The organism is Nonomuraea mangrovi, from assembly GCF_042681425.1.
In the GTDB taxonomy this organism is placed as follows: Bacteria; Actinomycetota; Actinomycetes; order Streptosporangiales; family Streptosporangiaceae; genus Nonomuraea; species Nonomuraea mangrovi.
Window position 1 is genome coordinate 369,327 of the sequence record NZ_JBHUFV010000022.1, and the last position, 8,080, is coordinate 377,406.

An 8,080-nucleotide genomic window follows, 5' to 3' on the forward strand; every position below is an offset into this window, starting at 1 on the left:
TAGACTTCATGGCGTTGTATGGCACGCCGCCTTAGCTCAGTCGGCCAGAGCACTTCACTCGTAATGAAGGGGTCTCGGGTTCGAATCCCGAAGGCGGCTCCAGGTCAAAGGCCCTCTGTGATGATCACAGAGGGCCTTTTGCTAACACCCTTGCTAACAGGCCATCCTGTGAAGATCTCAACGGAGCTGATTTTGCAGGGACGGCCCGCCCGCTGAACGGCAGGCATGGATCGTCGATGAGCGGGGTGAAGTGACTGACCCTAGAGATTTGAACGCTTCTGACCGACTACGTCCGTTGGGTGGGCCGCACATTGTGTAGTTGGAGGCGGGAGCCGGAGCCTGTCCGATTGAGGGGGCAAGTCCTTCGGCGGATGCGACCAGTCCTTAGGTGAGGATAGGTCTATGTCACCGTCGGTGAACTTCGCGCCATCGAACGTGACTGCGCAGCCGGCAAACTCTGCTTTGTCGAAGGAGACCTCTACGCCAGCGAACTCCACGTCGCTGAACGAGAGGGAACCACCCGTGAGCCGCGCTCCGTTGAAGGCGATCTCGCCGCCTGATAGCTGAGCCTTGTCGAAGACAACGGTGCTGCCAGTGAACTCAGCATCCCAGAGGACGAGCGAGCCCTCTGCAAGTTGCATGCCGTCGAATCCGACGGCTGTACCTGCAAATGTTGCTTCGACCATGATCACAACGGTGCCGGTGAACTCGGCAGGCCCGAAGCGAACTTGGCCGCTGGTGAACTTCGCCTCACCGAAGTTCACCAACCCTCCGGAAAACTGGGCACCGACAAAGAAGACTCTGGCTCCGGTGAACCCCGCCTGATAGAAGCGGACCAAGCTTCCTGCGAACAGTGCGTCGCGGAAGGCAACATCGCCGCAGCGGAACTGTGCGCGAGTGAAGTCGATCACACCCCCCGTGAACTGGCATGAGCTGAAATCGGCATCGCCGTCGAAAATGACCCCAGTGAAGTCGAAGTTGTGGCCACACCAGGAAGGCGAGACGCCGGGCCTCAGGTGTCCGGCGATCAGTCGGATGATGGTGGCCTGTACTTCCCTCATGGCTCGCCACGTGGCATGGGCAAACAGGTCACTCTGCTGATCGGGTTCCGGCGGGGACGGCATACGTAGGTAGGCGCACAGTACGTCGATGCACATCTGACGATTCGCCGACCAATCGTCGGCGAGCGCGGCGAGGGCATGTACGGCTGATAGCCGAACAGCAGCCGATTCGGAACCCAGTTTGTCACTAGCTCTATCGAACCGCTCCACGAACAATCGAGTGGCGTCGCGGTGAGCAGCCTCGCGGGCACGATGGTTCTCCTCCTCCGCGAGGCGTTGCTTGCGGTATGCGACCACGAGAGCCACAGCGCCGCCGATGCCAGCGACGATCGCCAGAGAGATTTTGATGATCTCCAAGAGTGCGGAGAGGTCGGGCTTCTTGCCCGCTAAGTCGGGGAAGTCAAGCCATGCGAACGCGACGCTGACCAGGCCGCCGGTGATGAGAACGGCTCCCGCCAACGTGAGGCCCAGAGCGGCTCCGATGGGTATCAACCTCGCAGGGCGAGGATGACTCTGTGGAGGGACTACGCGCCCCCGGATAGGGAGGAGGTTTGGCATGTCTTCAGACTGCCGGGATCGCGCTGCCGCAGGGAGGTGTCTGCCACATTGGCGGCCTCCCGCGCGGGGAGCAGGGCCGAGGCACGGTAGGCGATGCCCCACCGGCCGGCGATTTCCCAGACGTAACCGAGCAGTCCGACGGCGGTGACCAGGTCACCGGTCGTGATGGGCGGTTCGCCGGTGGTGCCGATCTTCATGAGTTCGATGCGGCCGAACTCGTCCTCAACCGAGACGGTGACCTCGAAGACGGTGTTGCCGTTCTTGTCGGTCTTGATCTCGCCGGTGTCGCGGTTCAGGACGCGCGGCTGAGGAGCCTTGACGCAGGTGATGGCGAGCTTGGTGGTGTCCACCGGGATCGGAACGGAACGCATAGGGGCTGACCTCCTTGTTTGTCTTAGCCAACATAGTCAACCTAGTTGTCTCAGTTGTCAATGTTGGCGTAGGTGGCTTGGTGTGGTGAGATGAAGGGTGATGGTCCAGAACACCGGGCGGCCCGGCTACCTCCAGATCGCCGACGATCTGCGCGCCCAGATCCGAGGCGGCTCTCTCGCGCCCGGAGCCCCGTTGCCGTCCACGACCCAACTCGCCGAGCGGTACGACGCGTCGCTGTCGCTGGTGAAGATGGCCGTGGGGGTGTTGCGCACTGAGGGTCTGGTCGTGGGCCAGCAGGGCAAGGGCGTGTTCGTCCGAGATCTCGACGAGGCGGCGCCGGCCGGAGATCTCACGGGCGAGGTCGCTGAGCTGCGCTCCGCCGTACAGGAGCTGTCGGTACGGCTCGCGCGGGTCGAGGAGCAGCTGTCTACGTCCACGACACTCCCCGCCCGACGTGGCAGCCAGTAACCCTGCGGGCGAAGGCGCTTGAGCCGTTCTTCGGCGCGTGATCGAGGCTCATCGCCCTGTCCTCGCGGTGGATGCTCACGACGATCGTCACGAAGCCGATCAGTACGGCGAGACCGAGCGCCCCGGCGGCGATGAGCGCGATCATGACCAGATCACCCCAGCCTTGGAGCTCTTGCGCGGGCCGCGAGGGGGACGGCGGGTCTGTCCGCGACGGTTGCGCTTGCCCGCCTGCTTCCTGGCCCAGCGGTCACGGGCCAGGCACTTGAGGCAGCGGGTCTGTCCCTCGTCCAGCACCGCACCGCACTCACACGCGGGGGCCGGGTAGATCTCGTTTGTCATGTGATCACCTCTCCTCTCGGTCGCCGTTCTTGCTTGCGAACCGAGAATGCGACGGAGTGTGAGGACGAGATCACTACAGGACGGGACATGTTCAAGACGTCCGGCTTACGATGTCGAGGTCCCCGGACGTCCTCCCGGAGCAGGTGAGATGGCGAACGAACGGCTACGCGCGGCACTGCTGGAACGTGGAGTGAGCATCGCGGATCTGGCCGATGCGATCCGCGTCGATCCGAAAACTGTCGAGCGGTGGATCACCAAGGGGCGCGAGCCGTACCGAAAACACCGGTATGCAGTGGCTTCGTACCTGCGCACGGACGAGACGTACCTGTGGCCGGAGGCGCTCACGCGGGATCAGGTGGCGTCGGCGTCCGAGAGCGAGGTCGTCCGCGTCTACCCGCATCGCTGGGCCGTGCCCCGGGACGCGTGGGGACGTCTGTTCGCCGAGGCGTCCGAGGAGATCGGAGTCCTGGTCTATAGCGGCCTCTTTCTCGCCGATGACGCGGGCATCGTGCGGATGCTCGGCGAGAAGGCCGGCGCGGGTGTCCGGGTCCGCATCCTGCTCGGCGACCCGGAATCCGCCGAGGTGGCGCAGCGCAGCGCGGACGAGGGCATTGACGACGGGATGGCGGCCAAGATTCGTAACGTCCTCGTGCTCTATCGGCCTCTGCGCGGGCGGGAGAACGTGGAGATCCGGCTGCACCGGACGGTGCTCTACAACTCGATCTACCGCGCCGACGACCAGTTCCTTGTCAACACCCACGTGTACGGCACGCCGGCGGGCAACGCCCCGGTGTTCCATCTCCGCCGGGTTCACGGGGGCGACATGGTCAACACCTACCTCGACAGTTTCGAGCGGGTGTGGGCCGGGGCCGTCCCGGTAGGCTCCTGAACATGGGCCGCCGCATCGACTTCTACGACGATCCCGCCGCGCCCAAGCCGAACAGCCTCGTCCCATCGGTGAACGTCGTGGTCACCAACGAGGCCGGGGACGTCCTGATGATCCGGCGCTCCGACAACGACAACTGGGCCGTGCCGGGCGGCGCCATCGACCTGGGCGAGTCGATCCCCGCCGCAGCCGTACGGGAGACCGTCGAGGAGACCGGGATCACATGTGAGATCACCGGTCTGGTCGGCACCTACAGCGACCCCCGCCACGTGATCCTCTACACCTCCAACGGCGAGGCCCGACAGGAGTTCTCGCTCGTCCTCACCGCGCGGGCGGTCGGCGGCGAGCCGAGGCCGAGCGACGAGTCGCGCGAGGTGCGATGGGTTCCCCGAGACGAGGTGTCGACGTTGTCCATGGATCGGTCGATGCGTATCCGGATAGAGCACTACTTGGGCGGATCGGCACTGCCGTACATCGGTTAGTGTCATTGTTGACCAATGGCTCTGGATCTTGTCCGGGGCGCTGTCATCGGGTTGCCTGCGGGCCTTGGGCTGGGCTACCCGGTGTCGCGCCTGTACGAGGAGGACCTTGACGGCTACGTGGCCGTGCCCGGCATCGCCTTGGCCGTAGTGCTGATCTTGCCGGGTGGATGGCTGCTCGCGAGGCTGACGCGAATCACGCACCCACTTCGCACCGCGCTGCTCGGGCCGGTGCTGTTGTGGGTGCTCAGCGGCGCGGCGGCACTGGGTGTGCCCCATCCGAGCCCACGATTGGTCGTCCTCGGAATCGCCGCGCTTGCCGTTGTGAGCTATGCGTCCGCTGCTCAGCTGACGGGCACCACGTCACTGGCGCCGCGTGTGATCGCCGCTGGAGTGGTGTGCGCATGCGTGATCACGACGTCGGCGATCCAGGAACGGCGGGCGGAGACGGAAGAGCGGCATCGGCGAAGTGAGTACATCGCCTATCTCCGCGAGTCCGTCCCGTTGGTGGTGCCTGCTGTCGTCCCGGATCGCCGGCTGGTCAGGACGTTGCCTCTCACCGACCGCACCATGGAACTCGCCTACGCCAAGGATCGTGACAGCGAAGCCGACGTGCTCATCCGTATCACCGACAATGAGGATCCACGTCTGGCATGTGCGGCGTGGAGTCGGGAGGATGCCAAGCCCGGCTGTGAAAGGCTCGAGGCGGATCGTTGGCTTTGGCGGCACGAGTCGAACGGCAGGATGGTGCTGTTCTCCAAGGTCGGGTATCGGCTGGTCGAGGTCGACTCAGTGATGCTGACCCTCGACGAGGCCGTTGTCGCAGGAGGCAAGCTGCGCGCCGTCAGCGCCGAATACCTTGCCGACGTCGGCGACTGAGCAGCGTGACGTCACCCAGCGGCTTCACGCGCCAGGAGCGCGGCCTCGACCGAATGTACGGCAGCCGTGATACACGGGGTCGAGGCGGTGATTGATCTACTGACCAGGTGGTCCGGGCCATAGCGGGAGTGAATTTCCGCCAGCCGGTCCGCCACGTTGAGGTGTTGGCCGTCGGGACCAGTTGTCATGTCGCAGTAGGTCAGCGCCTCCACCAACTCGGGGCGTTCCTCGTCGAACTCTGAGGTGAGGGCGTCGTACAGGTTCCGGTTGAGTGCTTCGTTGACCGCGCAGGAGTGATGCGCCACCAGACGGCAGAGAGTGTCGTCGGCCTTGACGACATCGCGCAGGTACCGCGCCCCGTCGAGCGGGTGGAACCCTGTGTCCGCCAGGTCGGGGGCGTATCCGATGTCATGCAGGTAGGCGGCGGCGACCAGCGTGTCAGCCTCCTCGCCGAGGATGGGCACCAGGGACGCAGCCCTGCCCGCGACCCCTTGCGTGTGCGCCCAACGCCGGGGCAATGTCGGCTCTAGCAGGCGTTGGGCCAGGTCACGGGCCCATTCAGCTTGTCCCACACCGTTCACGATAGCCAGCGGGCACCGGGGCCGATCCAGAGGCGAAGCCTGGACGTCCCAGGACGTCTGGACTCAGCGCCGCACGAACCGGCCCCGGCCGTGCTCGGCGACGACCAGGCCCTCGCGCTCCAGCACGGCGAGCGCCTGCCGCACGGTGTTGCGAGAGGCGTCGTAGAGCTGCCGTAACTCACTCTCACTCGGCACGGCCGCGCCAGGTGCGAGGGCGCCTGTCGTGATCTGTTGACGTAGGTCACCGGCGATCGCCTGATAGCGGTAAGGCGCGGCCTGGGCGCCCGACACGACGCGTCCCTTGGAGGGGATAGTCACGATCAGGCCCTCGTCCTCCAGGACGGACAGGCCGCGCCGAGCCGTGTTGCGGGCGACGCCGAACTCGGCGCACAACTCCGCCTCAGACGGCAGCGTGCTCCCTGCCGGATACTCACCCGCCGCGATGCGCTCCCGGAGCCGGTTGGCAATCTGGATGTAGACCCGCCCTCCGGTGAGCCATCGCGATTCCTTCATGGTCACTGGGTCAGGTGCGGTATGCGTTGGCGATCTGGTTGACGTCGACGCTGATTTCCCGCTGCTCGCCCTCGTTCCAGCCGGTCGCGACGACTTCCACCAGGCGCTCGACGGCGGCGAGCAGGCGTAGGCACGTCACCCGCTCGTCCTGCTGGTCACCCCAGTAGAACCAGCAGAATGCCAGGTGTACGAAGACCCGACGGGTCCGGAACCGGCTGTCGACGACGTCCAGGCCGGGCCGGCCGTCTTCGGCGATGACGAGGACCGCGGGGATCGTGCGGGCGCGCAGCTCGTCACGCAGGGCGGTCAGCAGCCGCTCTTGGTAGACGAGCTGCTGGGGGCGGGTGTTCACCATCAGGGCTGTCCCTTCGACGTGGTGCGGCTTGTCCGTCGAGGGTCTCCGGAGGATAGGAACCTCTACACCACAACTCTGGGACGTCTAGGGACGTCTAGTGTTAGCGTCCCTGGCAAAGAGCCGTTTTGCTTGAGGGGCGGACGAATGAACCACCACCTGCGGTACGCGCTCGCCAACGCCAGACTCCACCCGACCGATCTCGCTGCGCGCCTGGCCGTGGACCCCAAGACCGTTGAGCGATGGCTGCAAGGCCGCGTTCCCTATCCACGACACCGGTGGGCCGTGGCCGATGTTCTCCAGGTCGACGAGGCTGACCTGTGGCCAGAGGTGGCCGGCTATCGCCGTACGATCGCCAGCGAGGTCCAGGCGGTGTACCCGCACCGCCATGCCGTACCGCAGGCAGCATGGCGGCAACACTTCACCAATGCGGCTAGAGAGATCGACATCCTCACCTACAGCGGGCTGTTTCTCGCCGAAGACACCGCCATCATGCTGGCGATCGCTCAGCGGGCCCGGTCAGGGGTGAAGGTGCGGGTACTCCTCGGCGACCCTGACAGCCCAGAGGTGGCAACCCGCGGAGTCGACGAGCACATCGGACCCGACGTCATGGCCGCCCGGATCAGAAACGCGCTGACGCTCTACCAGCCCCTACGCGACGCTCCCGGCGTCGAGGTCCGCCTTCACAGCACTGTCCTCTACAACTCCATCTACCGGGCCGACGACCAGCTCCTCGTCAACACCCACGCCTACGGCATCCCAGCCGCCCAGGCTCCAGTCACCCACCTCCAAACCGGGCATGAGAACGGGCCCGCAGGCATCTACCTGAGCAGCTTCGAACGTGTATGGGCCAACGCCAGGCCGTACCCGAGCAAGATCAACACGATCAACGAGCGCGGCTGAAAGCAACTTTTCTACACGTCATCAAGCCGCCGCCCGCTGGGCGGCGGGCGGCCGGGCGGTCCGGGCGGGCGTGCGGCCTCTCCGGGCCGGTCCCGCCCGGCCACCCCGCCGCACCAACGAACGCAGGCAGAACCGCGTACAGAACGTTCCCGGCACCACGAGGGATGCCGACTCCCGGACTGAGCCGATGAGGTCAAAGCATGCCTCCGGCGGGAGCACTCCGGCACCGAGGTGATCGTCACACGGTTCTGAACGTAGACGGGTGGCTGGGGGCTGATCACCTCGCACACCATCGACTCAGGCAAGTCCAGCAGACCGACTCCTACGTATCAAGCCCGGCTCTGACCGCAGGACAACGCATGATCGAGGAACGGCGACCGGCGAACGTACACGCGAAGCCGGGCTTGACACTCCGTCCCCGGCCCGCTGCCGCTACGCGGTGAGTCGACGGCGTACGGGGTGATCAGGGCCTGTAGATGAGTGCTGGCCGCACGGGCGGGACCTACCGCGCGTCGCCCAGGAGCGGCGCGGCCCAGAGCCGTTGCGCTTCGGCAGAGGCCAGTTGCTGGCGAGCGGCGCCTTGGCGATCAAACGGCTCTTCCCGAAATAGCGGCACATTATTGCAATGAACCCATTTCAGCGGGCTTCGCGGAGTTGTAGGACGAGGATGGCTTTGACAAGTTGACCTG

General features: G+C 65.5%; 12 protein-coding genes and 1 tRNA gene. 6 read left to right on the forward strand and 7 right to left on the reverse strand.

What is annotated here, in order from left to right:
* Positions 1-25: 25 nt before the first annotated feature.
* A tRNA-Thr gene (locus ACFSKW_RS16025) sits at positions 26-102 on the forward strand.
* A 158-nt stretch (positions 103-260) separates the two neighbouring features.
* Here the strand turns inward: ACFSKW_RS16025 and ACFSKW_RS16030 are convergent.
* Positions 261-1,553 carry a pentapeptide repeat-containing protein gene (locus ACFSKW_RS16030; protein WP_379573020.1) on the reverse strand — a complete coding sequence of 431 codons (1,293 nt, stop codon included), beginning with the start codon at positions 1,551-1,553 and terminating at the stop codon, positions 261-263.
* A gap of 32 nt (positions 1,554-1,585) precedes the next feature.
* Positions 1,586-1,990, reverse strand: a complete 405-nt coding sequence (locus tag ACFSKW_RS16035; RefSeq protein ID WP_465264724.1) for an SCO3933 family regulatory protein — start codon at positions 1,988-1,990, stop codon at positions 1,586-1,588.
* A gap of 100 nt (positions 1,991-2,090) precedes the next feature.
* Between ACFSKW_RS16035 and ACFSKW_RS16040 the strand changes: the two genes are divergently transcribed.
* The gene (locus ACFSKW_RS16040) at positions 2,091-2,459 is read left to right on the forward strand and encodes a GntR family transcriptional regulator (protein ID WP_379573022.1); all 369 of its coding nucleotides are present in this window, start codon (positions 2,091-2,093) and stop codon (positions 2,457-2,459) included.
* Here the strand turns inward: ACFSKW_RS16040 and ACFSKW_RS16045 are convergent.
* Entirely contained in the window at positions 2,419-2,604 is a 186-nt protein-coding gene (locus ACFSKW_RS16045; RefSeq protein ID WP_379573023.1) for a hypothetical protein, read from the reverse strand. The two genes, ACFSKW_RS16040 and ACFSKW_RS16045, sit on opposite strands and share 41 nt — an antisense overlap.
* Entirely contained in the window at positions 2,601-2,798 is a 198-nt protein-coding gene (locus tag ACFSKW_RS16050) for a hypothetical protein (RefSeq protein ID WP_358144103.1), read from the reverse strand. Before ACFSKW_RS16050 ends, ACFSKW_RS16045 begins: the two co-directional genes overlap by 4 nt.
* Positions 2,799-2,946: 148 nt before the next feature.
* Here ACFSKW_RS16050 and ACFSKW_RS16055 point away from each other — a divergent pair, with 148 nt between their 5' ends.
* From ACFSKW_RS16055 to ACFSKW_RS16065, 3 genes are read left to right on the forward strand one after another with little or no spacing between them, the layout of a single operon-like run.
* Positions 2,947-3,687 (forward strand): XRE family transcriptional regulator, encoded by a 741-nt coding sequence (locus ACFSKW_RS16055; RefSeq protein WP_379573024.1) that lies wholly within the window; start codon positions 2,947-2,949, stop codon positions 3,685-3,687.
* 2 nt (positions 3,688-3,689) lie between these two features.
* Positions 3,690-4,166, forward strand: a complete 477-nt coding sequence (locus ACFSKW_RS16060) for an NUDIX hydrolase (protein ID WP_379573025.1) — start codon at positions 3,690-3,692, stop codon at positions 4,164-4,166.
* A gap of 15 nt (positions 4,167-4,181) precedes the next feature.
* A complete protein-coding gene (locus ACFSKW_RS16065) occupies positions 4,182-5,042 on the forward strand; it encodes a hypothetical protein (RefSeq protein WP_379573026.1) in 861 nt (286 codons plus the stop codon).
* A gap of 11 nt (positions 5,043-5,053) precedes the next feature.
* Here the strand turns inward: ACFSKW_RS16065 and ACFSKW_RS16070 are convergent, their stop codons facing one another.
* From ACFSKW_RS16070 to ACFSKW_RS16080, 3 genes are all read right to left on the reverse strand, one after another.
* On the reverse strand, positions 5,054-5,623 hold the full coding sequence (locus ACFSKW_RS16070; protein WP_379573027.1) for an HD domain-containing protein: 570 nt from the start codon (positions 5,621-5,623) through the stop codon (positions 5,054-5,056).
* 63 nt (positions 5,624-5,686) lie between these two features.
* Entirely contained in the window at positions 5,687-6,136 is a 450-nt protein-coding gene (locus tag ACFSKW_RS16075; protein WP_379573028.1) for a GntR family transcriptional regulator, read from the reverse strand.
* Positions 6,137-6,146: 10 nt separating this feature from the next.
* Entirely contained in the window at positions 6,147-6,491 is a 345-nt protein-coding gene (locus tag ACFSKW_RS16080) for a hypothetical protein (protein WP_379573029.1), read from the reverse strand.
* A 144-nt stretch (positions 6,492-6,635) separates the two neighbouring features.
* On the opposite strand from ACFSKW_RS16080, the gene ACFSKW_RS16085 reads away from it, so the two are divergent.
* Entirely contained in the window at positions 6,636-7,391 is a 756-nt protein-coding gene (locus tag ACFSKW_RS16085; protein WP_379573030.1) for a phospholipase D-like domain-containing protein, read from the forward strand.
* The last annotated feature ends 689 nt before the right edge of the window (positions 7,392-8,080 follow it).